The organism is Sphingomonas kyeonggiensis (genome assembly GCF_014204495.1).
GTDB lineage: Bacteria > Pseudomonadota > Alphaproteobacteria > Sphingomonadales > Sphingomonadaceae > Sphingomonas > Sphingomonas kyeonggiensis_A.
In genome coordinates this window covers 1,516,194-1,539,424 of the sequence record NZ_JACHLN010000001.1, presented here as the reverse complement: position 1 = coordinate 1,539,424, position 23,231 = coordinate 1,516,194, and the positions used below count along the sequence as shown (strand labels likewise).

The following is a 23,231-nucleotide window of genomic DNA, read 5'->3' as shown; positions in this document are numbered from 1 at the left end:
CGGCTTTATTGCCAGACCAGCATCGCCACCGCCGCCGCGCCCATCACGATCGTCGCCGCCCAGCCGAACACCAGCAGCGGGCCATGGATGCGGAAGTCGCCCATCACGCTGCGCCGGGTGGCGATCACCATCATCACCGCCATGATCGGGACGGCCGCGAAGCCGTTGACCACCGCGCTCCAGAACAAGGCCTGCATCGGCGGGATGCCGGACCAGTCGAGGAAGATGCCGAGCAGGATCGCCAGTGCGATCACGCCGTAGAAGCCCGGCGCATCCTTGACCTTGTGCTCCAGCCCGCAGCGCCAGCCGCGCGCATTGCTCACCGCGAAGCCGGCCGACCCGGCGAGCACCGGCACCGCGAGCAGCCCGGTGCCGATGATCCCCACCGCGAACAGCGCGAAGGCGAAATTGCCGGCGACCGGCTTCAATGCCTGGGCGGCATCGGTCGCCGTGTTGATCTGGGTGATCCCCTGCACATGCAGCGTCGCGGCGGTCGCGGTGATGATCGCCAGCGCGATCAGGTTGGAAAAGGCCATGCCGACGAACGTATCGACCCGCATCCGCCGGATCTCGTCCGGCGCCTGTTCGGGCGCCTCGACCAGCGGGCGGGCGCCGTCATGGTCCTCGACTTCCTCCACTTCCTGCGCCGCCTGCCAGAAGAAGAGATAGGGGCTGATCGTCGTGCCGAAGAGCGCCACGATCGTCGCGATGGCATCGGGCCCATCGATGCGCGGCACTACCAGCCCGCGCGCCGCCGCGGCCCAGTCGACATGCACCGCGAGCACCACCGCGACATAGGCGAACAGCGACAGGGTCAGCCATTTCAGCACCCGCGCATAGCGGTGATAGGGCACGAACGCCTGCAGGAGCAGGCTGGCCAGCGCGAAGAAGATCGTGAACCAATGGTCGCCCCAGCCGGCCACCATCTGCGCGGCATCGCCCATCGCGGCGATGTCGGCACCGATGTTGATCGTGTTGGCGATGAACAGGATGGTGACGAGCAGGTTCAGCAGCCAGCCCGGCAGGAAGCCGCGCATGTTCGATGCCAGCCCCTGCCCGGTCACCCGGCCGATATGCGCGCTCACCAGCTGCACCGCCGACATCAGCGGATAGGTGAGCACCATCGTCCACATCAGCCCATAGCCGAACTGCGCGCCGGCCTGGGAATAGGTTGCGATGCCGCTGGGATCATCATCGGCCGCACCGGTGATCAATCCCGGGCCGAGCTGCTTTGCTACCGAGGTTTTTTGATTGTTCTTCTCGGTCATGCAGGCTCCGGGGATCGTGACGATCGCACAACCTTATCGATTGCCGGGCGTTCCGGGATCAACCCAGATTAAAGTGTCCCCGGCCCGCGCCGCACCGATCCGGACCGAATGCCGGTTGCCCCGGCTCAGGCGAAAAGGGAGCCTCCCGCCGCGCGCCCTCGAGGCGTGCAGCAAAGAGGGGGAACTCCAATGGCCGATAACCCAAGCTTTCCAGTGAGCACCTGCGCGATCAGCTGGTTCGACAGCAACCACGCGCTGCATATCCGCGTCTATTCGAGCGACAACTACACGATCACCGAGCGCTGCAACGACGGCAATGGCTGGGTCACCGGCGCCAGCTTCCCGGGCCAGCAGGCCTCGGCCATCACCTGGGCGGATTCGGCCGGGCAGCACATCCGCCTCTATGTGACCGGCAACGACCTCACGACCGAATATTGCTCCGATCCCGGCAGCTCGGGCTGGACCAAGGGGCAGTACACGCAGCCCTAAGGCCAATAACAAGCCTGTTCCCCGGCGAAAGCCGGGGAACAGGGTTTCTCTGCCTTATCGCTTGTTACCCTGGACCCCGGCTTTCGCCGGGGAACGGGAATCAGATCAATCCAGGTTCGGCCGCAGGTAGCGCGTCGCCAGGTCGAGATCGATGCCGCGCCGCGCAGCATAGTCCTGCACCTGGTCCTGGCCGATCCGGGCCACGCCGAAATATTCGGCCTGGGGATGCCCGAAATAGAAGCCCGAGACCGCCGCGGTCGGCAGCATCGCGAAGCTCTCGGTCAACGAGATGCCGGTCCGGTGATGCGCGTCGAGCATCTTGAACAGGATCGGCTTCAGGCTGTGCTCGGGGCAGGCCGGATAGCCCGGCGCCGGGCGGATGCCGCGATATTCTTCCTTGATCAGCGCGGCATTGTCGAGCTGCTCGCCCTCGGCATAGCCCCACAGCGACGTGCGGGTGAACTGGTGCAGTCGCTCCGCGAAGGCCTCGGCCAGACGATCGGCCAGCGCCTTCAGAAGGATGTCCGAATAATCGTCGATCGCGTTCTTGAAGCGCGCGAGATGCGGCTCGATGCCATGGATCGAGACCGCGAAGCCGCCGATCCAGTCGCCCTGGGTGTCGATGAAGTCGGCCAGGCACATGTTCGCGCGGCCTTCCCGTTTCGCAATCTGCTGGCGCAGCATCGGCAGCGTGACATGCTCCTCGTCGCCGACATGGACGATGATGTCGTCGCCCTTGCGGCGGCACGGCCACAGCCCGGCGACGCCGCGCGCGGTCAGCCACTTCTCGGCGATGATCGTGTCGAGCATCTTCTGCGCGTCGGCGAACAGGCTGCTCGCGCTCTCGCCGACCACTTCGTCGGTCAGGATCGCCGGATAATTGCCCGCCAGCTCCCAGGCGCGGAAGAAGGGCGTCCAGTCGATATACTCGCGCAGGTCCTTTAGGTCCCAGTCGTCGAAGCTGTGGACGCCCGGCATGCGCGGCTTGCCCGGCTTGAGGGTCATGTCCGCCTCGAAGGCGTTGTCGCGCGCCTTCTCCAGCGGCAGCAGCTCGCTCTGCCCGCGCCCGGCGCGTGCCTGGCGCACCTGCTCATATTCGGCCGCGACCTTGGCGACATAGTCGTCGCGCTGCGTCTCGGAGACGAGCGCCGTCGCCACGCCCACCGCACGCGACGCGTCGAGCACATGCACCACCGGGCCCGTATAGGCCGGCTCGATGCGCAGCGCGGTATGGACGCGCGAAGTGGTCGCGCCGCCGATCAGCAGCGGCATCGTCATCTGCGCGCGCTGCATCTCCTCGGCGACGGTCACCATCTCGTCGAGCGACGGCGTGATCAGGCCGCTGAGGCCGATCATGTCCGCGTCATTCTCGTTCGCGGCCTTTAGGATGTCCGACCAGGGCACCATCACGCCCATGTCGATCACTTCGAAGCCGTTACACTGCAGGACGACGCCGACGATGTTCTTGCCGATATCGTGCACGTCGCCCTTCACGGTCGCCATGATCACGCGGCCCTTGGCCTTGGAGCCGGCTTCCTTCTCCGCTTCGATGAACGGCATCAGGTGCGCCACCGCCTTCTTCATCACGCGCGCCGACTTCACCACCTGGGGCAGGAACATCTTGCCCGATCCGAACAGGTCGCCGACCACGTTCATGCCGTCCATCAGCGGGCCCTCGATCACCTGGATCGGGCGGCCGCCGCTGCCCATCAGCGCGGCGCGGCATTCCTCGGTATCCTCGACGACATGCGCGTCGATGCCCTTGACCAGCGCATGCTCCAGCCGCTTCTCGACCGGCCAGCCGCGCCATTCCGCCGCCTGCTTCTCCGCCGCCGCGTCGGTGCCGCGGAACTTCTCGGCGAGCGCGACGAGCCGGTCGCCCGCCTCGGGATCGCGGTTGAGGATCACGTCCTCGCAGGCGGTGCGCAGCTCCGGCTCGATCTGGTCATAGACGTCGAGCTGGCCAGCATTGACGATCGCCATGTCCATGCCCGCGGGGATCGCGTGGTAGAGGAACACCGAGTGCATCGCCTTGCGCACCGGCTCGTTGCCGCGGAACGAGAAGCTCAGGTTCGAGAGGCCGCCCGAGATATGGCAATGCGGGCAGCGCGCCTTGATCTCGCGGCATGCCTCGATGAAGTCGACGCCGTAATTGTTATGCTCCTCGATGCCCGTCGCCACCGCGAACACATTCGGATCGAAGATGATGTCCTCGGGCGGGAAGCCGATCCCGACGAGCAGCTTGTAGGCGCGCTCGCAGATCTCGACCTTGCGCGCCTGGGTGTCGGCCTGGCCGGTCTCGTCGAACGCCATCACGACCACGGCCGCGCCATATTGCATGCACTTGCGGGCATGCTCGAGGAACTGCGCCTCGCCTTCCTTCATGCTGATCGAGTTGACGATCGGCTTGCCGGAGACACACTTCAGGCCCGCCTCGATCACGTCCCACTTGGAGCTGTCGACCATCACCGGGATGCGCGCGATGTCGGGCTCGGCGGCGATCAGCTTGAGGAAGGTGGTCATCGCCTCGAACGCGTCGAGCAGGCCCTCGTCCATGTTGACGTCGAGCACCTGCGCGCCGGCTTCCACCTGCTGCAGCGCCACTTCCACGGCGGCGGCATAGTCGCCGGCCATGATCAGCTTCTTGAACCGCGCCGATCCAGTGACGTTGGTGCGCTCGCCGATATTGACGAAGTTGGTGGAGGAGGCGGTGGTCATTCTGTTCTTCCAATCGTCATCCCGGCGAAAGCCGGGATCTCGTGCCGCATGCGCACGCTACAAAACTGCGAGACCCCGGCGTTCGCCGGGGTGACGGCTAAGCCGCCGCCATCGTGAACGGCTCGAGCCCGGCCAGCCGGGTGCGCACCGCGACTTCGGGGATCGGCCGCGCCGGCAGCCCGGCCACGGCATCGGCAATCGCCTTGATGTGCGCCGGCGTCGAGCCGCAGCAGCCGCCCAGCACATTGACCTGGCCGGCATCGGCCCATTCCTTAACCAGTCCGGCGGTGGTCACCGGCGCCTCGTCATAGGCACCCAGCTCGTTGGGCAGGCCGGCGTTCGGATAGACCATGATCAGCGTGTCGCAGATGCCCGACAGCGTCTTCACATGCGGGCGCAGCTGCTCGGCGCCGAACGAGCAGTTGAGCCCGATCGTCAGCGGCTTCGCGTGCCGCACAGCATGCCAGAACGCCTCGACGGTGTGCCCCGACAGGTTGCGGCCCGAAAGATCGGTCAGCGTCATCGACAGCATGATCGGCAGGTCGCGACCCAGGTCGTTCGCCGCTTCGATCGCCGCCATCACGCCCGCCTTGGCGTTGAGCGTGTCGAACACCGTCTCGATCAGGATGAAGTCCACCCCGCCTTCGACCAGCGCGTCGATCTGCTCGCGGTACACGTCCTTGAGGTAATCGAAGTCGATCTCGCGATAGCCGGGATCGTTGACGTCCGGGCTCAGCGACAGCGTCTTGTTGGTCGGCCCCAGCGCGCCGGCGACGAAGCGCGGGCGGCCATCCCTGGCCTCGAACTCGTCGGCGATGCTGCGGGCGAGCTTGGCGCTCTCGACATTGATCTCGCGCACCAGATGCTCGGCGCCGTAATCGGCCTGGCTGATCCGGTTGGCCGAGAAGGTGTTGGTCTCGGCAATGTCCGCCCCCGCCTCGAAATAGGCGCGGTGGATGCTCGCCGGCACCTCGGGCTTGGTCAGCGCGAGGATGTCGTTGTTGCCCTTCTGGTCATGGCTCAGCCCCAGGTCGCCGGCATAGGCGGCTTCGTCGAGCTTCCAGTTCTGGATCTCGGTGCCGAACGCGCCGTCGGTGATCAGGATGCGCTTGGCGGCTTCGGCCAGCAGTTTCTCGCGTGCAGTCATATTCAGTCCTCAAAAGCCTCTCCCCCTCGGGAGAGGGGCTAATTGATTTTACGCCCCCACCAGTGCCGGCACCTTCGGCCGCACGCCCAGCAGATGGCAGATCGCGTAGCTCAGCTCGGCGCGGTTCAGCGTGTAGAAGTGGAACTGGCGCACCCCGCCGGCATAGAGCTTGCGGCACAGCTCCGCCGCCAGCGTCGCCGAGACGAGCTGGCGCGCGCCCGGATGCTCGTCGAGCCCCTCGAACAGCCGCTCCATCCAGCCGGGCACTTCGGTGCCGCACATCGCCGCCATGCGCACCACGCTGGCGAAGCTCATCACCGGCATGATGCCCGGCACGATCTCGGCGTCGATCCCCGCCTTGGCCGCATCGTCGCGGAAGCGGAAGAAGGTGTCCGGCTCGAAGAAGAACTGGGTGATCGCGCGGTTGGCGCCGGCGTCGATCTTGCGCTTGAGGTTCTCGATGTCCGCCGTCGGATTGGGCGAATCCGGATGGCATTCGGGATAGGCCGCGACCGAGATTTCGAACGGATGCAGCTTGCGCAGCCCCGCCACCAGGTCCGCCGCATTCTCATAGCCGCCCGGATGGGTCTGGTACTTCTCGCCGGCGCGGGGCGGATCGCCGCGCAGCGCCACGATGTGGCGCACGCCCGCCGCCCAATATTCCTGCGCGACCTGGTCGATCTCTTCCTTCGTCGCTTCCACGCAGGTGAGGTGCGCCGCCGCCGGGATGCCGGTCTCGCGCGCGATCCGCGCCACCGTATTGTGGGTGCGCTCGCGGGTGGTGCCGCCGGCGCCATAGGTCACGCTGACGAAACGCGGCCCAAGCGGGCTCAGCGTCTCGATCGACTCCCACAACGTCTCCTCCATCTTCTCCGTCTTGGGCGGGAAGAATTCGAAGCTCACATCGATATCGCCCGCCACATCCGCGAAGAGCGGCGCCGCCAGCGGGTCCAGAATAGTCATGCGGCCCTCACCTTTTCATTCACCTGCCCGGTCTTGCGACCGAGCCACAATTTCACCGTCAGCTCGCCGCCCACCAGCGTTTCCACCTGGATCGGGGCGAGCCCATGCGCCTCGAACCAGCCGAGCACCTGCTCGTCCGAGAAACCGAGGCGCGTATGCGCGTCCTTGCTGCGCAGTTCCTCGCGCTCATGCGGCGCGAAATCGGCGATCAGCAGCCGGCCGCCGGGGGCCAGCACACGCGCCGCCTCGCCGATCGCGGCACCGGGCTGCTGCGCGAAGTGGAGCACATGATGCAATATAGCGAGATCCGCGCCGCCATCCTGGATCGGCAGCGCATAGAGATCGGCCTGGCGCAGCTCGGCATTGGCCAGCCCCTGCTCGGAAAGCTTGGCGCGGGCAAGCCGCAGCATCTCGGAGGAGCGGTCGATGCCCAGCGCCCGCTCGGCACGCGGCGCGAACAGCTCGAGCATCCGCCCGGTGCCGGTGCCGATATCGACCAGATAGCCGATCTCGCCGTCTCCCAGCGCCCGGGCCATCGCCGCCTCGACTTCGCTCTCCGCGACATGGAGCGAGCGGATCGCGTCCCATTCGCCGGCATTGCTCTCGAACCATTCGGCCGCCGCGCTCGCCCGGTCGGCGCGCACCGCCGCAAGGCGTGCCTCGTCGGCGACCATCCAGTGATCGGCTTCGCTCCACTGGTCGAGCGCGGCCAGCACCGGCGCCACCTTGGCATCCGCGCCCAGGCCGACGAACACCCAGCTGCCTTCCTTGCGCCGCTCGAGCAGCCCGGCGTCGCACAGGATCTTCACATGCCGGCTGACGCGCGGCTGGCTTTGCCCGAGCACCTGCGCCAGCTCGCCCACGCTGAGCTCCATCGAGCGGACGAGCGCAAGGATGCGCAGCCGCGTCGAATCGGCAAGGGCACGGAAGATGGCGAGGGCCTGTTGCATGGCAGTTAGACATATAAAGATATCTTTATATGGGGTCAACGCATCGCATGCGCCTTGCACGCGAGTCCGGCCCCCGTTAGCCCTTGGCCCGAGCAATTTTCCGGCAAAAGGGTCCCCGTCATGCGCAAGATCTTCCTCCCGCTCGCGGCGGTCGCGCTGCTCGGCCTGTCGGCCTGCGGCAAGAGCGCGAAGAACGAAGCCGCCGAAGCCAATGAATCGGTCGCGGGCGACAGCAACACGATGGGCGAAGCGGTCGGCGACGTGAACGCCGCGGAGAATGCCGCTTTTGGCGCTGCGGAGAGCAATTACGACCAGGCCGTGCCGGTCGGCAACGCCGCGGGTGCCACCGGTTCGGGCGACGAAGGCTCGGGCGACGAATAGGCCATGCGTCTCGCCCCGCTCCTCCTGCTCCTCGCGCTCGCGGCCTGCGGCAGCGGCGGCGGCTCCGATGACGGCAATGGCGGGCTGAGCCCCAGCCAGTCGCGCGACCTCGATGCGGCGGCGGCCGCAACCGACATCAACGCCAGCACCGGAAACCAGCAATGACGAACCTTCGCGACCTCGGCGCCAGCGGGATCCAGACGCCTTCGCTGATCCTCGGCGGCAACGTCTTCGGCTGGACCGCAGACAAGGCGACGAGCTTCGCGATCCTCGACCGGTTCGCCGAGGCCGGCGGCACGCTGGTCGACACCGCCGATGTCTATTCCGCCTGGGTCCCCGGCCATCAGGGCGGCGAGTCCGAGGCGATCATCGGCGAGTGGCTGAAGGGCTCGGGCAAGCAGGGCAAGATCAAGGTCGCCACCAAGGTCGGCATGCTCGATGGCGAGGGCGGCACCAAGCTCGCCCCGGCGCGCATCGCCGCCGCCTGCGACGCCAGCCTCAAGCGGCTCGGCGTCGAGACGATCGACCTCTATTTCGCGCACCAGGACGATGAGGACGTGCCGCAGGAGGAAGTCCTCGCCGCGTTCGACACGCTCATCAAGGCCGGCAAGGTCCAGGCGATCGCCGCGTCGAACTTCCACGCGATGCGCCTCAAGTCCGCGCTCGACATCGCCACGCGCGAGGGGCTGCCGCATTACCGCGCGCTGCAGAACGAATATCATCTGCTCAGCCGCCACAAATACGAAGGCGAGCTGCAGGACCTGTGCGTCGAGTATAATATTGGCTGCGTGCCCTATTACGGGCTCGCCTCGGGCTATCTCACCGGCAAGTACCGTTCCGAGGCCGATCTCGGCAAATCGGTGCGCGGCGGCCGGATGACCGCGTTCATGGAGGGCAAGGGCCCGGCCATGCTCGCCGCACTGGACGAAATCGCCGCCGAGACCGGTGCCACCCTCGCCCAGATCGCCCTGGCCTGGCTCGCCGCCCAGCCCGGCGTCACCGCCCCGATCGCCAGCGCCACTTCGGTCGCCCAGGCCGAGGAGCTGGTCGGCAGCTGGAACGTCACGCTCGGCAAGGCGCAGCTCGACAGGCTCACCGCCGCCGGCGCCTGACCACCCGGACAATTCGTCCCATGGGAACCGGGCGCGAGAGCCCTTAGCGCCGCGCCATGTTCGTGCGCGTCGCTTCCACCTGTGCCCTGATCGCCACAGCCCTCCTCGCCGGATGCTCGGGCGACCAGCATGACGCGCGGCTGCAAAAGGCCGGGCCCAACCCGTCGCTCGAGGCGCTGCTCAAGGTAGCGGATGCCGAGATCGGCGCGCGCAAGTTCGGCCGATGCGCGGCCTGCCACCGGATCAACCCGGGTGCGCCCGATCTCGGCGGCCCCAATCTCTACGGCATCTATGGCCGGCCGATGGGGCGGAACAGCCCGCGCTTCGGCTATTCGGCCGCCCTGCGCGACGCCGGCGGCACCTGGGATGCGCCCACGCTCGATGCCTGGATCGCCGACCCCGCCCGGCGGGTGCCCGGCACGACGATGATGTTCTCCGGCGTGTCCGATCCGCTCGATCGCGCGGACATCATCGCCTATCTGCAGAGCCGGCCAGGGCCAGCCCGCTAGCGCACCTGCTCCATCTGGCGCACGATCGCGCCCCAGTCCGCCATGAAGCTCGCGGCTGCCAGCCGCCCGTTCTGCGACGTCGGGGCCTGGCGATCCCGCCAGCCGCTGGCGGCATGGAACCAGAGCATCTGCAGCTCGCCCGCCGGCCGGCTCGGATCGAGATATTTGGGATTGAGCACGTTCCCGTTCCGGCCCGGGACCAGCAGCTGCCGATCCGCCCTGGCGATCAGCCCGGCATAGCCGCCGGCCATCGGCAGGATCTTGACCCCGTCCTGCTCACCCCAGATGGCAAGCCGGTCCGAATAGCGCTGGTCGAACGGCGCATTGTACCAGACGTTCAGCGAAGGCCCATCGCCGCCCGGCGTCGAATAACGCCCCGCATCCACCCGGGTCGCCGGATCGTTGAGGTTGATCGCATAGGCCTTGATGTTCAGCAGCCCCTGTACCTGGCCGTACTGGCCACGGCTGACCGTGATCGCCGCCATCACATAGGATCCATGCACGTCGCGCAGCGGCTCCAGCGCGAGCAGCGCATCGCAGGCGATGGTGAGCTTGCGGATGACGACAGCCGCATCGGCCTTGGACACATTGCCCAGCACGGCGACTCCCGGCTTGGCGAAGATCCGCCCCGGCGCGCGCTCGTTCGGTGTTTCCCCCATCGCCTGGTCGCCATTGGCTTCCCAGAAGCGGATCAGGTTCATGAAGGGAAAGACCCGGCCGTCACTGAACTGGATCGTCGGCCGCCGCGTCTGCGCCTGCGCCGCCCCGGGCTGCGCCAGCAGCGTCAGCGCAAGTGCGGCAAGGCCCAGGCCAAATCGAAAGAGCATCCGTCCTCCACCCATCTTTCCCGCGCCCGTGCGCGGCATCGACGCGGTTCATGGGCAAGCGAGGCGGGCCGGCAAGCCTCGCTGCGACGGAACCGGACCTGATTGAGACGCTGGCGCGCACCCTGCATCGCCGCGCTCCGCTTTCATCGCTTATCCCTGTCCGCCTCGTCGCCGCGGAGGCAGCGTCCCGGACAAATCCTCAGCGACGAGAGCAAGCATGTATCATCCGGGTTTCATTCGAGGCGCTTCGGTCTCCATCGCGGCGATCGCCTGCATGCTGGCGGTCGACGCCGCGGCGCAGGAAGACACTTATATGCAGGGCCGCGTCACCGACGAGAACGGCCAGGGCATCCCGAATGCCGAGGTGTCAGCCTACTACACGTCCGACGGCGGCGGCACGAACAACCAGAGCAACAAGGCAACCACGACCGACGCAAACGGCTATTACCGCGTTGCCGTCACCCAGCCGAAGGGCAAGTGGTCCGGCTACGCCTATACCGTCTACCGCGGCTGGCGGTTCGAGCTGTTGCCCGATACCAAGGAGGAGTTCAGCAGCGCCACGGGTGCGACCCGCAACTTCCAGCTGCGCTTCGTCGAGCTGCGGGGGAACCCCGATCCGCTGAGCGACTATGGCCTGGGCGGCGTGATCAACGTCATCGCCCAGACCTATGAAACGTTGGACCTGTCCAAGGCCGTCGTCACGGCGAAGCCCGTTGGCGGCGGCACCGCGATCACGCGCACGGCACGCTACACGGGCGGCGAAGGCCATGTAATAAGCGGCCTGCGGCCCGACAAATACGAAATCAGCGCGACCTATAACGGCCGGGCGCTGCTGGTGAGCGCGGAGGTCACGCCGCGGCAATGGGCAAGCAGCTACACAAGCGAGTTCCAGGCAGACCACGGCCTTCCCCGCATACGGCTTCTGGTGAAGGAGGCTGGCGGCGGCTCCAACAATCCGGGGCCAGGATCGGACCCGAACCCGACGCCGGCCCCGCCACCCGAGGCCACGCTTGCCGGCTTCACCCTCGCCAGCGCGCAGCCGCAGACGCTCGGCAGATGGCTGCTGCGCAAGGCCGGCGTCTACTATAGCCCGGAAGACGACGGGAAGACCCCGAACGTCATCGTCGCCATCGCCGCGAAGAACGCTTCGCCCCTGCCGCAGACCGCCAGCGGTTCGTTCCAGCTCAGCCTGAACGGCGCGAGCAGCTATGAGGCGACGGGCCTGAGCTACGACATCCTGTCCGCCGGCACTCCGCGTCCGCCTTCCACCGGCAACCCCCTGGCCGATTATACGCGGACGACTATGCCCGGGCCGCTCGTTCCCCCATCGGTCAAGACTGGCGAGGAAGTGGCCGTCTACGCTTCCTTCCGCGTGCCAGCAGCGGACCGGGCCAAGGTCAAATCGGTCAAGGTAACCACGCTCGACAAGATCAAGGGCCCGCTGTTCCCCGCCAGCCAAGCGAGCACCGTGGTCGAATTGCCGGCCCCACCGGGCGCGACCCCAACGCCGACACAGACCCCTCCGCCGGCCAGCGCTCCGCCAGCCGATACCAGCGGCGATCCGATCAAGTTCACCGAGCCGGGGTTCGTCAGCCTCGGCCGCTGGAAGGTGCGGATGACCGAGCTGCACTACAAGACGCCCACCAGCATGACGGTCAGCATCACCGCGACCAACAAGACGGTGGTGGCGCTGTCGGCGCAATCGGCGTTCGAGTTCACGCTGAACAGCGGCACCGGCGCCGCGACCAAGACAGTCGCCAAGCAGATCGCCTACGCGCCGAGCCCCTCTGTCGGCGTGCTCAAGGACGTCGTCATCACCACGTCGTTCGACCTGCCGCGCGCCCAGCAGGAAACGGTCAGCTCGATCACGGTCAAGGAGCTGGCCCAGCCCAAGCAGGGGCTGCTGCTCAAGGCGCAGGCCGCGAACAGCACCGACTTCCCCCTGGCGTCGCGGCGAAAGGCGCCGGAGCCGGCGACGACAGGAAAGACGAGCACGTCGACCGCGAAGGACACACCGACGCCCGCCCCGACGCCAACACCGGCTCCAACGCCAACGCCTGCTCCCACGCCGACGCCCGCCCCGGCCGCGACCTCGGCAACCGTCGCCGGCGATTTCCGCAACACCGGCTATTTCTTCACCCGGCTCGACGCGGTCCGCCGCCAGCGCTCGGGCGCAGTCGAAGTGACGCTGATGATGCGCAACGACCAGACCATCCGGCGCAGCATCTGGAACAACTACAACAGCTGGACCGTCCTCGGCTCGGACGGCATGACCTACAAGCATGACGGCAATGGCTATGGCCGCGACGGCTCGGACCGGATGGTCACCAGCGTCTATCTGGAGAAGAACGGCACCGCGCCGCTGACCTATGTCTATCCGATGCCGTTCGACGTGAAGCCCGTGCGCCTGGTCGTCCGCGACTATTACGGCAAGCCGGTCACCGAATTCGACCTGTCCTCGGCGCTGGGCAAACCCTGAGGGTCGCGCGAAGGCGGCAGCCGGCGCGCCACCGGCTGCCGCAACCCTCAGGCCTCAGTCCTTGAAGCCATATTCCCAGGCATAGGGCACGCCGGTATCCCCCAGCGCCGCCTTCACCAGCTTCGGGAACGCCTTCTCGATCCGCACGTCATTGCCGAGGATCAGCACGCAGCGCTGGCCCTTCTCCAGGCAGACCAGCGTATTCGCGGTCACTTCATTGTGCCCGCCCTTCAGCCAGCCCGCGCCCTGCGGCCCGGTAAAGGCGATCACGCCCAGCGCCGCCTTCGCGCTTGTTCCCTCGCCCGGCCTGGCCGGGTTGTTCAGCGTCGGGAACTGCGTCCGGCTCGGGATCTTCTGGGTGCCGCGCACATATTCGGCGCGCCACTTGGGCGACAGGCCCTGGCCGCGCACCATCGCCGCCGCCAGGATCGCCAGGTCGTGGATCGTCGTGTCCATCGATCCCGCCGCGCGCACCCGGCTGCGATCGTCATGCGGCTCGGTCTTGCCGTTCTCGTCCCAGCCGTCCGCCAGGTTGGTGCCGAAGCTGTCCTGCCAGATCAGGCTGGTCCGGGTCATGCCCAGCGGCTGGAAGAAGCGGCGCTGCAGCTCGGCTTCCACGCTCAGCCCCAGCCCCTTCTCCACTCCGAACTGGAGCAGCGAGATGCCCTCGCCCGAATAGCCGTAATTGCTGCCCGGATCGAAATGGAAGCGCAGCTTGCCGTCGGGCTCGAGCACCGCGAAATTGGCGAAGCCGGTGGCGTGGTTGAGCACATGGCGCGGCGTGATCTTCCGCCAGCGTTCGTCACCGGCCAGGTCGCCCCAATGGCCATAGGCATCGAGATTGCCATAGTCGGGGATCGGCTTCGGCAGCATCGCCGCGATCGGCGCGTCGAGATCGAGCTTCTTCTCTTCCGCCAGCTGGGTGACCAGATAGCCGAACACCGCCTTGGTCAGCGATGCGCCGTACAGGATCGTGTCGGGCGTCAGCGGATCGCCCTTGGCGTTGCGGTCGCCATAGGTCTTGACCGAGACGACCTTGCCCTTGTCGATCAGCGCAACCGCGACGCCCTTCGCCCCGGTCTCGGCCATCGCCGCCTTCACCGCGGCATCCATGTCCGGCCCCTTGGCCGCGGCTGGCGCGACGACCCCCAATGCCAGCAGCCCGGCCATCCCGAATCGCACCACTCGACGCATGAACACCCTCCCTGTTTGAGCGGCATCCTGCATGTTCATGGTCCTGCAGCAACAAAAACCGGTGGTTGGCGGCGCTTGCTCAGAAGATCACCGGCGCCGCGGACCGCTACGGATTGTTGCCATTTGGCAACGCAACATGGCCAACCGCCCCGCGTCATCAAACTGTCTCGCTCCCGTAACGCTACCGTCCCCAACCCTGCCTAGCCGCCCGGGTCGAGGGCGACCGGCCGGTCGCCGGGATGGGAAAGATCACATGACCGAATTTTCGCGCCGCCGGCTGCGCCATGGCCACGCCTATGCCTTTCTGATGGCCTCGGCCGCGCTGGTTTCGCTCGCGCCCGCCGCGCATGCCCAGACCGCCGACAGCACCACCGCCGTCGCCGATGAGGATAGCAGCAGCGACGCCACCATCGTCGTGATCGGCAGCGGCCAGACCCGCTCGGTCTCCACCCTGCTCCCCTCGAACCTCGAGACGCTGCCGCCGGGCACCAGCGTGCAGAAGGCGCTCAACTTCCTGCCGGGCGTCAGCGCCCAGTCGATCGACGCGCTCGGCACCAACGAGCAGTCGCTCACCCTCCAGGTCCGCGGCTTCAACACCACGCATCTCGGCTACACGCTCGACGGCATGCCGCTCGGCGACGGCGCCTATAACAATTACAACGGCCTCACGATCAGCCGCGCGCTGATCTCGGAGAATCTCGGCCGCGCCGATCTCGCCACCGGCATCGCCGGCCTCGCCATTCCCTCGACCAGCAACCTGGGTGGCGCGCTGACCTATTTCAGCAGCGATCCGAAGAAGGAAATGGGCGTCTCGGCCAGCATCACCGCCGGTAGCGAGAAGAGCCGTCGCGGCTTCGTCCGCTTCGACACCGGCGAGCATGGCGGCTTCTCGGCCTATGTCTCGGCGCAATATGTCGAGCAGGACCTGTTCGTGAACCAGGGCGCCTATAACTGGTCGAACGGCAAGCAGCTCAACGCCAAGCTCCAGTACCAGGCCGAGGGCATCAGGATCACCGCCTTCGCCGACGTCTCGCGCACCAACCAGGCCGACGATCCCTATCTGTCGAAGGACATGCTGAACCGGCTCGGCTGGGACTGGGCCGGCTATGCGCCCGACTGGAACCGCTATCTCGGCGTCGCCGCCTGCACGGTGACCACCACCCCGATCAAGTGCGCCGCCGCCCCTTCGCCGCAGAAGAACTCGGACGTCACCTTCACCAACGGCCAGATCCTGCGCAACGACAACCTGTTCTACCTGGCCGGCGACTTCGACCTGACTGGCAACCTCAGCGTCCGCACCCAGGTCTATCATCACAATGACAAGGGCGCGGGCAACAACTGGATCGCCGGCCTGTCGAACCAGGGCACCACGTCGACCGCGGATGACCTGCCCGTCCAGATCCGCGACACCCGCTACACGATCGACCGCACCGGCGTGGTCGGCAGCCTGACCTGGAAGCTCGGCTTCAACGAACTCCAGGCCGGCCTGTGGGTCGAGCAGAACACCAGCAGCGCCGCGCGCTATATCTGGACCAACGTCACCGGCGTGTTCAGCCTCGCCCAGTTCCTCGGCGGCGTGCCCAACACCGCCCAGTGGGTGCAGGAGACCCGCTGGAAGACCCACCAGTTCTTCGTGCAGGACACGGTGCGCCTGTTCGACGACGCGCTGACTGTCGATTTCGGCTTCAAGAGCACCTATTCGCGCTCGAACGCCTATGCGATCCGCGGCATCGCCGCCTCGGCCCCGCCCGCCTCGAGCCAGTTCGCCACCGGCTCGCTAGTCGCCAAGGACAATTTCCTCCCCGAGGTCGGCGTCCACTGGAACGTCGCGCCCGGCCATGAGCTGTTCGCCAGCTATGCCGAAAACATGGCCATGTACCAGGGCGGCTTCAAGCTCGGGCCGCAGTCGGTCTCGCAGACCGTGTGGAACCAGCAGGGCCAGTATCTCAAGCCCGAAACCTCGAAGAGCGTCGAGGGCGGCTATCGCTATGTCGGCGGCCCGCTCCAGGTCGCGCTCAGCGGCTATTACGTCAAGTTCGAGAACCGCCTGCTGCAGTACAACCCCTGCCCGACCAACCAGCAGCAGAACCCGGGCTGCGGCAACAGCTTCCACAATGCCGGCGGCGTCACCAGCAAGGGTGTCGAGCTCGGCGTGCTGTGGAAGGCGACGCCCTGGCTGAGCTGGTACAATTCGGCTTCGTACAACAAGTCGACCTATGACGAGAATCTCAACTGGTGCACCACCACCTGCGTGGTGAAGATGACCGCCGGCAAGCAGCAGGTGGACACGCCCAAGGAGATGCTCGCCAGCGTGCTGACCCTCCACACCGGCGGCTTCTCCGCCTCGGTGCAGGGCAAGTATACCGGCCGCCGCTACTATACCTACACCAACGACCAGAGCTTCGGCGGTTACACCACCGTCGATCTCGGCATTGGCTATGATTTCGGCGATCTCGCCGGGCTCAAGAGCCTCAAGCTGTCGCTCAACGTCACCAACCTGACCGACAAGCGCTACGCGTCGAACTTCGACAGCAGCGTCTTCGCGCCGGACGACGCGGCGGGCAGCATCGTGGTGTTCCACTCCTCGGCCCCGCGCCAGGTGTTCGGCACGCTCAGCACGTCCTTCTGATCGCCGGGTCCACGCAAAAGGAAAGGCCGGGGTTCGCGCCCCGGCCTTTCGCATTTTCCACGGCGCCGCCGCACCCGGCCTCAGGGATTGAACGCGTCGTTCATCCAGGTCTCGGTGCAGCTCTTCGGGCGCCGGTTGACGGTCAGTTCCTTGACCACGTCGTCGGTCCCCGCTCCGCGCCGCCCGATCAGGATCGTCGAGATCTTCGCATTCCCGCCCTCGAGCACCGGATCGAAGCCGAACGAGAAGATGAAGGGCCGCGGCGTGGCTTCCCTCGACAGCACCAGCGCCGCCGCCGCCCGGCCATTGGTCGGGAGCGGGAAGAAGTTCGGGCGCAGGGGCAGCATCAGCGTATCGCTTCCCAGGCGGGGCGCGAAGCAGCCGATATTGGAGAAATTCTGGTTGAGCAGCGTCAGCGCCTCGTCGCGCGAACGCTCGAAGCTGATCTCGGATTGCGGCATCAGCGCCTGCGCTGCATCGTCGGCGAGGACGATCTTGATCTTCTCGGCGAAGCGCACCGTCAGGTCGGGATTGAGCGGCGTCCCCGGGGGCGCCTGCACGATGCCGCCGAAGCTGGTCATCGCGGCGTGCATCGCCGAAAGGGTCGCCTGCGTCGTGGGCGGCTGCACCACCTCATCGGTGACGACCACGCCCAGCTTGGCAAGGTTGGCGCGCCCCTCGATACCGAAACAGGCCAGCTTGCCGAGATGGTCGCGCACCGCGGCATGGCTGGACCTGGCCGCGACCGCCCACAGGAACGCATCGATATCCACCTCGGACAGGTCGAGCGCCTTGAGCGCCGGGCGAGCGGTCGAACAGGCCCCGTCGAAGCCCGCGGTCGAGGTGGCGTTGTTCAGGCCGTCGAACACGCCGGTCGCCAGCGCCTGGCGCACCGTGCGCAAAGTGCCGCCCGCGGCTTCGGCCGGGATCGGCGTCGCATTGAGCACCTCATTGGCCTTGATCGGATTGGTCTGGGTGAAGGTCGTCGAATAATATTGCCCCTTGCGGAACAGCGACGCCTGGTAGTTGAGCGAGATCGTCATGCCGCCCGTGAGCGTCGCGGGGAGCGTCCTGGGCAGCGGCGGGAACCCCAGATAGACGAACACCCGGTTCGCCCGGGTGCCCAGGCCGGGATCGGCCTCGAAGCTGGCCGGCGCTTCCGTCTCGACATCCGTCGTCAGCAGCTTCGCCGTCTCGGTCTTCCCGAGCGGAGTCGCCGCGCCGACGATGGGGCCGAGCCCCGCCGAGATCGTGGTGGCGAACAGGTTGATCCCGGCCCAGAGCTGGTCGAGCCGCTGGCTGTTGGGCTCCAGCTTGTAGACCGACTTGAACGCGACCGTGAGCCGGTCCTCGTAGATCGTGGCGGTCGGGTCGAACGGCACCAGCAGCGAAGCCGCGTCCAGTGCGTCGTCATCGCCCTGCTGGCTGCCGGCGATCTTCAGCTTGCAGTTCTTCTCCTCGGGATTCTCGACCGCGATCAGGCGCAGCTCGCGCGACGCCCGCTCGCTTCCCTTCGCGCGCAGGCCCACCCGCGCGGTGAGGCTCCAGACGCCCTTCTTGTCGAAGATCTGCTGGTAGAGCCCGCCCTCGTCGCTCCGCCATTTCTCGAACTCGTTGCTGGACTTGAACGCGGCGCGCGGACAGATCGCCGCGTCGGCGATGCTGGTCTGCTCGAAGCGCAGGCGATAATAGCCGGCATCGATCTTGTTGGCCGAATCGCGCTGCGGATCGACACCCTGCGCGCGCTGCTCGACGATCCGCCCCTTCAGGCCGTTCCGGAAACCGGAAACCGCTTCCGCGCCCTGCGCCAGAACAGGCAGCGGCGCGCACGCCGCCACCAGAGTGAATACCGTCAGATGCGAACGAAATATCATGCTACCCCCCAGCTCATGATTACCCGAACAAAGGAAATAGTAACCATGAACAGCGGAAGCGCAAGTTACTCCGCGCCGACATCCGCAATCGGATAATTGTCCTCCTCAATAAATCCGCCGCCTATTGGCCGCGAAGAACTCCGGCGCGTCCGCCGGGCTCTTTCCTACAGGATCGCCTTCTCCTCGGCTTCCTGCCACCAGGCGTCGTGCAGACCGTCGGCATAGCGGACCGGCGCCGCCTCCAGCTCAGCCAGCGGCACATCGTCGAGGCACAGGACCTGCACCGAGACGAAGTCCCCGCCGATCGCCTCGACATGCCCGTCGCCGAACGGCGCGATCCCGCAATAGACGCAGAAGCGGTGATGCCCGCTCTTCGTGCCGAACTGATATTCGCCCAGCGCGTCGCGGCCCGAGAGCAGGCGGAACTGGTCAGGCTTGAGCACCACGCCCCAGTTGCGGCGCTTGCGGCAATAGCTGCAATTGCACTTCCCGGTGCCCGCCTCGAGGTCGATATCCGCCTCGAAGGTCACCGCGCGGCAATGGCAGCTGCCCTGATAGGTCTTCATCGTCATGTCCCGAACTCCCGTTTGTCTGTGTCGGGACTCGACCTACTGCCACACTGCTGCCAGCATGGTGTCAGCAGTGTGGCAGTAGGGTTCTGAAATGCGCAAGGCCGACCGTCTTTTCCAGATCGTCCAGATTCTCCGCCGCTCGTCGCGCCCGGTGACCGCCGACGCGATCGCCGCCGAGCTCGAGACGTCGAAGCGCTCGGTCTATCGCGACATCGCCGCGCTGATCGGCCAGCGCGTGCCGATCCGCGGCGAGGCGGGGATCGGCTATGTCCTCGAAAGCGGCTTCGACCTGCCGCCGCTGATGCTTACCGCCGACGAGATCGACGCGGTCGCGCTCGGCGCCACCTGGGTCGCCGGCCATGCCGATGAGAACCTCGCCCGCGCCGCCAGCGACCTGCTCGCCAAGATCGCCGCGGTGCTGCCCGAGGAGATGCGCCCGTTCCTCGGCAATCCCGCCGCCCGCGCGGTGCCGGCCTTCGATCGCCCGGTCGACGGCATCGACGCCACCCAGCTACGCGCCTGGATCCGCGCCGGCCGCAAGCTGCGCCTCGATTATGCCGACGAGCAGGGCCGGGCGACCCGCCGCACGGTCTGGCCGCTGATGATCGGCTATGCCGACGCCACCCGCATGGTCCTCGCCTGGTGCGAGCTGCGCGCCGATTTCCGCACCTTCCGGCTCGACCGGATCCTGGCGGCGGAGTTCCTCGACGCCCCGATCCCCGGCAGCGCCGCCCAGCTCCGCGCCCGCTGGCTCAAGGAAATGCGGGAGCGGGGCTGAGGCGGGCCAGGCGCCATTGCTTCCCCCGGCGGCGCCCCCCTATGGTCCGCGGCATCGGGGGAAACATGAAGCGCACCTGGTCCGTCCGGCTTGGCCGACACTGTAAATCGATCGTCCTGGCCGTGCAGGTCGTCGGGATGGCGTTCGTCTATCAGCAGATCTGGGAGTGGCGGCCCGACTATTTCCGCGTCGAGAGCAAGCTCAACGACTTGCCGCTCGATCTCTATCTCGCCGCGCGTTCCTACAGCGTCACCTCGGGCCGCCCGCTGCCGCAATTCACCGATCCCGATGTCGATGCCGCCGTCGCCCGGATCCGCGGCGCCTATCGCGAACTTCAGGCGCGCACCGCCGTGATCGACGGCGAACGCCGGGCGCTCGACGCACGGCGCAAGGCCGAGCAGCAGGACAATGTGCCGTTCCAGGCCAGCATGTGGCGTCAGGCCGAGGCCTATCGCAAGTCCAGGACCGCGCCGTTCGACAGCCAGCTCGCCGCGATCGCCAGGCAGCAGCAGGACATCCTCGACGCCTATCACGCCAGGACCAACGAGGAGCTGCCAGCGGGCCCCGATGCGATCAAGCATGCGGACCTGGCGATCCAGGCGGCGGAGCTCAAGGTCAAGGCGATCCAGGCGGACATCGATGCCAGCGATCACATCCTCAAGAATCTGAACGCGTTCCTGCGCGAGCCCGCCCAGCAGGCCTATCTGGCCCGGCTCAGGGAGACCGCCGCGCTCGAGAAGCGCCTGTCGGACCACCAGCTCTCGATCTACGATCTCAACGGCAGGCTGTACGATGCGTTCGCCGCCTATCTCACCGCGGCGAAGGCGAAGCTCGGCTATTTCGACTTTCTCTATTTCAGCCTGGGCGGGGCGACCACCGCGAACTTCGGGGACATCGCACCCAATCACCGCACCGTGCGCATCCTGTACTCCGCGCAGATCGTCATCAGCATGGTTCTCGTCGCCTCGTGGATCAACGATTTCGTCAGCGGGAAACCCCGCCGCCGGCGTCGGCGCAGGAAACCCGCCGCCTCGTCCGCCGAGCCGGCCTGAGATCACGCCTCGAACGTAACCACCACGCTCTCCGCCGAAACCTCGGCCGGCCCGTGATACACCGCTTCGATATTGTTGCCGTCGGGGTCGATCAGGAAGGCGCCGTAATAGCCGGGATGATAGGGTCGCTCGCCCGGGGCGCCATTGTCGGTGCCGCCCGCCGCCAGCCCCTCGGCATGGAAGCGGTCGACCATCGCCCGGTCCCTGGCCTGGAAGGCGATATGGTGCCTGCCGGTCAGCTTGCCCGCCGCCGCTTCGCTGTCCGCGGTCGAGATGAACAGCTCGTCTGCCCAGAAAAACTCCTCGCCCTCGCCCGCGATCGGCACGCCGATCACCTCGAACACCTTGCCGTAGAAGCGCCGGCTGGCGCCCAGGTCGCGCACGACCAGCTGGATATGATCGATCAACCGCCCGCGATGCAGCTGCATGGTTTCCATGGGGATGCTCCTCTCTCGCCAGGGGCAACCGGCAGCGGCGGCCGGCGGTTCCCTGCGCTTGCGTGCAAATCCGCGATAGGCTAACACTGAACCATATGGTTCAGTTTTCAGCCACCGCGCGCCTCGACGCTTCCTTCGCCGCCTTGTCGGACGCCACGCGCCGCGGCGTGCTCGAGCAACTCGCCCGCGCAGAAGCGTCGATCACCGATCTTGCCGCGCGCTTCCACATGACCCTCACCGGCATGAAGAAGCATATCCAGGTCCTCGAGCGCGCCGGGCTGGTCGTCACCGAGAAGATCGGCCGGGTGCGCACCTGCCGGCTCGGCGCGCAGGGCCTTGCCGACGAGGCGGCCTGGATCGCCGGCTATCACCAACTCTGGAACGCGCGCTTCGACGCGCTCGACCAGGTCATCGCGGAACTCAAAGCCCAGGAGAATTTGGATGAGCCTGAACGCCACTGAACTCGGCGCCACCAAGGTGACGCGCACCTCGGACACCGAAGTCGAGGCCACCCGCCTGTTCGACGCCCCGCCCCACCTCGTCTGGCGCGCCTGGACCACGGCGGAACTGTTCCAGCGCTGGTGGGTCCCCGCCTCGCTCGGCGCGCCGATGCATGTCCGCCAGCTCGATGTCCGGGTCGGCGGCGGCTACCGCATCGAGTTCGACGGCGAGGGCGGCCAGGTCTGGGCGTTCTTCGGCAAATATCTCGAAGTGGTCCCCAACCAGCGCATCGTCTGGACCAACGAGGAGAGCGAGGACGGCCCGATCTCCACCGTCACCTTCGAGGAGCGGGACGGCAAGACCCTGCTCACCTTCCACGAACGCCACCCCTCCAAGGAAGCGCTCGACGCCAATATCGGCGGCAGCGAAGGCCTGCCGGAGCAGTTCGCCCAGCTGGCGGAACTGCTGGCCGAACAGGGCTGAGGCCCAACCAGCATCCTAAACTGCTCCCCGGCGAAAGCCGGGGCCCAGGGTTTCTCTGCCCGACCGCTGAATTACCCTGGGCCCTGGCCTTCGCCGGGGAACCGCAAGGCTAGTTCGCAAACCCGTTGAGCGTGATCGGATCGCCCGACATCACCGTCTGCGTCTGCAGCCCGCTGAACGTCGGCCAGGTCACCGTGACGGTGCCGGCGAAATTGGTGATCTCGATCACCGGCGCGCCGCCGGGAGCATTCACCGGCACCATAACGCTCGCGGTGAAGCTGGTCCCGCTCTCGACATTGAAGTTGATCGCACCCGAAGTGATGTAGAGCGACGAGAACGAGATCGTGCCGGACATCGACAGGGCGCTCGTCGTATCGAGCGCGAAATTCCCGTTCTGGATAAGGATCTGCGACGTCGTCGTCGTCAGCGTCGTATTCTGGAAATTGATCGTGATCATGCTCATCGCCATCGCTCGTCCCCCTGGAATTGCGCACCCTTCCTATCCGGTCGCCCACCCTCTGCGTTAGCGCGATTGCCGCGCTTCCGGTGCTATCCCCCGCAAAGCCGTACCCATGTGGCACGCCTCGAAACACCTCATGGCGAACGCTATCGCGTAGCCCCCAGCCAGGCGGTCCCGCACAACAATGCGAGCGCAATTGCGAGGTAGTTGCCCCATCTGGTTCTGCCCGCGCCAACAAGCACGAAGCTGGCAAGCACCAGTGCGCCGACCGCCGCCAATTCGGCGATACTGGCAGTCCCCAAGCTGCATCCCTGCTCCGGGCGGCACCCCTGCGCCGCATACCAGCCGGCCTGATATTGCTCTTCAAGCGCCAAGCCCATGTAGAGCACGGCCGAGACGGCTGGCAGGATCAACGCCGCGCCGAAGCGAAGGATTGGCTTGAAGCGGCGGGTCATGACGCGATCAGGC

General features: G+C 66.8%; 23 protein-coding genes. 11 read left to right on the top strand and 12 right to left on the bottom strand.

Going from position 1 to position 23,231, the window contains the following annotated elements; genetic code table 11:
- Positions 1–5 precede the first annotated feature (5 nt).
- Complete coding sequence (locus HNP52_RS07570; RefSeq protein ID WP_184164628.1) at positions 6–1,268, bottom strand: NRAMP family divalent metal transporter; 1,263 nt, start codon at positions 1,266–1,268, stop codon at positions 6–8.
- Positions 1,269–1,457: 189 nt separating this feature from the next.
- On the opposite strand from HNP52_RS07570, the gene HNP52_RS07565 reads away from it, so the two are divergent.
- Positions 1,458–1,757 carry a fucose-binding lectin protein gene (locus tag HNP52_RS07565; RefSeq protein ID WP_184164624.1) on the top strand — a complete coding sequence of 100 codons (300 nt, stop codon included), beginning with the start codon at positions 1,458–1,460 and terminating at the stop codon, positions 1,755–1,757.
- A gap of 105 nt (positions 1,758–1,862) precedes the next feature.
- Here the strand turns inward: HNP52_RS07565 and metH are convergent, their stop codons facing one another.
- From metH to HNP52_RS07545, 4 genes are all read right to left on the bottom strand, one after another.
- Positions 1,863–4,475, bottom strand: a complete 2,613-nt coding sequence (gene metH / locus HNP52_RS07560; protein ID WP_184164621.1) for a methionine synthase — start codon at positions 4,473–4,475, stop codon at positions 1,863–1,865.
- 97 nt (positions 4,476–4,572) lie between these two features.
- Entirely contained in the window at positions 4,573–5,622 is a 1,050-nt protein-coding gene (locus HNP52_RS07555; RefSeq protein WP_184164618.1) for a homocysteine S-methyltransferase family protein, read from the bottom strand.
- Positions 5,623–5,670: 48 nt separating this feature from the next.
- The gene (metF, locus tag HNP52_RS07550; protein WP_184164615.1) at positions 5,671–6,585 is read right to left on the bottom strand and encodes a methylenetetrahydrofolate reductase; all 915 of its coding nucleotides are present in this window, start codon (positions 6,583–6,585) and stop codon (positions 5,671–5,673) included.
- Positions 6,582–7,535, bottom strand: a complete 954-nt coding sequence (locus tag HNP52_RS07545; RefSeq protein ID WP_184164612.1) for a metalloregulator ArsR/SmtB family transcription factor — start codon at positions 7,533–7,535, stop codon at positions 6,582–6,584. Before HNP52_RS07545 ends, metF begins: the two co-directional genes overlap by 4 nt.
- A 120-nt stretch (positions 7,536–7,655) precedes the next feature.
- On the opposite strand from HNP52_RS07545, the gene HNP52_RS07540 reads away from it, so the two are divergent.
- From HNP52_RS07540 to HNP52_RS07525, 4 genes are read left to right on the top strand one after another with little or no spacing between them, the layout of a single operon-like run.
- Entirely contained in the window at positions 7,656–7,916 is a 261-nt protein-coding gene (locus HNP52_RS07540) for a hypothetical protein (protein ID WP_184164609.1), read from the top strand.
- A 3-nt stretch (positions 7,917–7,919) separates the two neighbouring features.
- Positions 7,920–8,081 carry a hypothetical protein gene (locus HNP52_RS07535; protein ID WP_184164607.1) on the top strand — a complete coding sequence of 54 codons (162 nt, stop codon included), beginning with the start codon at positions 7,920–7,922 and terminating at the stop codon, positions 8,079–8,081.
- The gene (locus HNP52_RS07530; RefSeq protein WP_184164603.1) at positions 8,078–9,028 is read left to right on the top strand and encodes an aldo/keto reductase; all 951 of its coding nucleotides are present in this window, start codon (positions 8,078–8,080) and stop codon (positions 9,026–9,028) included. The genes HNP52_RS07535 and HNP52_RS07530 overlap by 4 nt, the downstream gene beginning before the upstream one ends.
- A gap of 56 nt (positions 9,029–9,084) precedes the next feature.
- On the top strand, positions 9,085–9,537 hold the full coding sequence (locus tag HNP52_RS07525; protein ID WP_184164600.1) for a cytochrome c family protein: 453 nt from the start codon (positions 9,085–9,087) through the stop codon (positions 9,535–9,537).
- On the opposite strand, the gene HNP52_RS07520 is transcribed toward HNP52_RS07525, so the two are convergent.
- A complete protein-coding gene (locus HNP52_RS07520) occupies positions 9,534–10,364 on the bottom strand; it encodes a hypothetical protein (protein ID WP_184164597.1) in 831 nt (276 codons plus the stop codon). The genes HNP52_RS07525 and HNP52_RS07520 overlap by 4 nt on opposite strands.
- A gap of 217 nt (positions 10,365–10,581) precedes the next feature.
- Here HNP52_RS07520 and HNP52_RS07515 point away from each other — a divergent pair, with 217 nt between their 5' ends.
- Positions 10,582–12,843, top strand: coding sequence for a carboxypeptidase-like regulatory domain-containing protein (locus tag HNP52_RS07515; protein ID WP_184164594.1), 2,262 nt, complete (start codon positions 10,582–10,584; stop codon positions 12,841–12,843).
- A 54-nt stretch (positions 12,844–12,897) separates the two neighbouring features.
- Here HNP52_RS07515 and HNP52_RS07510 read toward each other — a convergent pair whose 3' ends face one another.
- The gene (locus HNP52_RS07510) at positions 12,898–14,037 is read right to left on the bottom strand and encodes a serine hydrolase (RefSeq protein WP_184164591.1); all 1,140 of its coding nucleotides are present in this window, start codon (positions 14,035–14,037) and stop codon (positions 12,898–12,900) included.
- 253 nt (positions 14,038–14,290) lie between these two features.
- Between HNP52_RS07510 and HNP52_RS07505 the strand changes: the two genes are divergently transcribed.
- The gene (locus HNP52_RS07505; RefSeq protein WP_260395938.1) at positions 14,291–16,666 is read left to right on the top strand and encodes a TonB-dependent receptor; all 2,376 of its coding nucleotides are present in this window, start codon (positions 14,291–14,293) and stop codon (positions 16,664–16,666) included.
- Positions 16,667–16,746: 80 nt separating this feature from the next.
- Here the strand turns inward: HNP52_RS07505 and HNP52_RS07500 are convergent, their stop codons facing one another.
- Complete coding sequence (locus HNP52_RS07500; protein ID WP_184164588.1) at positions 16,747–18,540, bottom strand: hypothetical protein; 1,794 nt, start codon at positions 18,538–18,540, stop codon at positions 16,747–16,749.
- Positions 18,541–18,704: 164 nt separating this feature from the next.
- On the bottom strand, positions 18,705–19,112 hold the full coding sequence (locus tag HNP52_RS07495) for a GFA family protein (protein WP_184164584.1): 408 nt from the start codon (positions 19,110–19,112) through the stop codon (positions 18,705–18,707).
- Positions 19,113–19,203: 91 nt separating this feature from the next.
- Between HNP52_RS07495 and HNP52_RS07490 the strand changes: the two genes are divergently transcribed.
- Both HNP52_RS07490 and HNP52_RS07485 read left to right on the top strand, forming a co-directional pair.
- Positions 19,204–19,890 (top strand): YafY family protein, encoded by a 687-nt coding sequence (locus HNP52_RS07490; RefSeq protein WP_184164581.1) that lies wholly within the window; start codon positions 19,204–19,206, stop codon positions 19,888–19,890.
- A 65-nt stretch (positions 19,891–19,955) separates the two neighbouring features.
- Positions 19,956–20,942 (top strand): potassium channel family protein, encoded by a 987-nt coding sequence (locus HNP52_RS07485; RefSeq protein WP_184164578.1) that lies wholly within the window; start codon positions 19,956–19,958, stop codon positions 20,940–20,942.
- Positions 20,943–20,944: 2 nt separating this feature from the next.
- Here the strand turns inward: HNP52_RS07485 and HNP52_RS07480 are convergent, their stop codons facing one another.
- Positions 20,945–21,379, bottom strand: coding sequence for a VOC family protein (locus tag HNP52_RS07480; RefSeq protein WP_184164576.1), 435 nt, complete (start codon positions 21,377–21,379; stop codon positions 20,945–20,947).
- 95 nt (positions 21,380–21,474) lie between these two features.
- Here HNP52_RS07480 and HNP52_RS07475 point away from each other — a divergent pair, with 95 nt between their 5' ends.
- Both HNP52_RS07475 and HNP52_RS07470 read left to right on the top strand, forming a co-directional pair.
- Positions 21,475–21,840 (top strand): helix-turn-helix transcriptional regulator, encoded by a 366-nt coding sequence (locus tag HNP52_RS07475; protein WP_184164573.1) that lies wholly within the window; start codon positions 21,475–21,477, stop codon positions 21,838–21,840.
- Positions 21,821–22,303: an SRPBCC family protein gene (locus tag HNP52_RS07470; RefSeq protein ID WP_184164570.1), complete on the top strand. Its 483-nt coding sequence runs from the start codon at positions 21,821–21,823 to the stop codon at positions 22,301–22,303. Before HNP52_RS07475 ends, HNP52_RS07470 begins: the two co-directional genes overlap by 20 nt.
- Positions 22,304–22,412: 109 nt before the next feature.
- Here the strand turns inward: HNP52_RS07470 and HNP52_RS07465 are convergent, their stop codons facing one another.
- Together HNP52_RS07465 and HNP52_RS07460 are read right to left on the bottom strand one after the other, a co-directional pair.
- Positions 22,413–22,772 (bottom strand): hypothetical protein, encoded by a 360-nt coding sequence (locus tag HNP52_RS07465; RefSeq protein WP_184164567.1) that lies wholly within the window; start codon positions 22,770–22,772, stop codon positions 22,413–22,415.
- Between the two features lie 137 nt (positions 22,773–22,909).
- On the bottom strand, positions 22,910–23,218 hold the full coding sequence (locus HNP52_RS07460; protein ID WP_184164564.1) for a hypothetical protein: 309 nt from the start codon (positions 23,216–23,218) through the stop codon (positions 22,910–22,912).
- Between the last annotated feature and the right edge of the window lie 13 nt (positions 23,219–23,231).